Raw genomic sequence first — 1,146 nt, 5'->3', positions numbered from 1 at the left:
GTCCGGCACGGTCGCGGTGACGGACAGGCCCCGCCCGACCACGGCCAGCACCAACGGCCTGGCCGGCTGGGTGGCGATGACCACGTCGTCGCCGAGGCGGGCCGACGTGGTGCCGGAGACCGCGGCCGAGGCTCGCGCCTGCTCCGCGGCTGCCGCATTGGGGAAGCGCCCGGTGACGACCGCCTCCCGCCCATCGATGCGCACCTGGGCGTGCACACCGCCAGCCGCCCGGACGGCCGCCGTCGCCCGGGCGGCCAGATCGTCCTGGATCGGCCCGCGGCGCAGTGCGAAGGCGATCAGGGCGAGCAGCAGCCAGGCCAGCACCAGCGACACGACGAACGCGACCGGGCGGGGACGGTGCAGCCGCGCGGCCAGGGACGGGGACATCGATCGGACTCCGAGCGGGATCGGACCGGACGCGCAACCCGGGACGGCGCGAAAGGGTTGGACATGCATCTTTCGCGACGCTGGCCGGGCAGGCGAGGCAGGGAGGTGTGCGGCCGACGCCGGCCGCGGCACAACCTTCGCACACCGCCCACCCCAGGTAACACACCGGGGGTCACAAACCACCCATCCGGGACACCCCGCCGCAGCGCCACCCCACCGGCCGCCGGCGGCCCTGACGGGCGCCCCGCCCCGACGAGGCCCGCCCTTGATCAGACCGCGCGCGCACCGTCCGGGCGGATGGCCCCCGAACGCAGGGAGAGCTCGGGCGCGGCGGGAGCCGGCAAGGGGGGCACGGGCGCCGCGGCCGGCGGATCCTGTCGACCGTTGGCCGGCGCTGCCCGTGCCGAGGAGGCGGGCTCCGTCGGCGGGATGGGCCGGGCCACGGTCGGCTCCGCCGGCGGCTCGACCGAATCGACCGACGCGGGTGAGGGGGGCGACTCGGGTGAGGGGGGCGACTCGGCGTCCTTGACAACGCCTGGACCAGTCGCGGGACCACGGTCGGCGCCGTTGTCGCCGCCGGACGAGTCGTGGCCAGCCGACGACTCGCCGCCGGACGGCGGTTCAGCGCCGACGGACTGCTGCGGATCCGCCCGAGGTCGCGACGTCGAGGCGGCGAACACGACCGGTGCCGTGCCGGGCCCACCGGCGTTCGCCACGGCGACCGGGATGGCCGAGCCGGCCGGCCGGGCCGACTCCCGG

General features: G+C 77.1%; 2 pseudogenes. Both read right to left on the bottom strand.

From position 1 onward, the window contains the following. A pseudogene (locus ND748_RS32435) lies at positions 1-387 on the bottom strand (OmpA family protein); the annotation flags it as partial. 269 nt (positions 388-656) lie between these two features. Further along, positions 657-1,146: pseudogene (locus ND748_RS32430) on the bottom strand (PAP2 family protein); the annotation flags it as partial.

This window comes from Frankia sp. AiPs1 (assembly GCF_023716945.1).
GTDB lineage: Bacteria > Actinomycetota > Actinomycetes > Frankiales > Frankiaceae > Frankia.
Note: the sequence above shows the minus strand (reverse complement) of the source record. Positions and strands in the feature narration are given on the sequence as shown.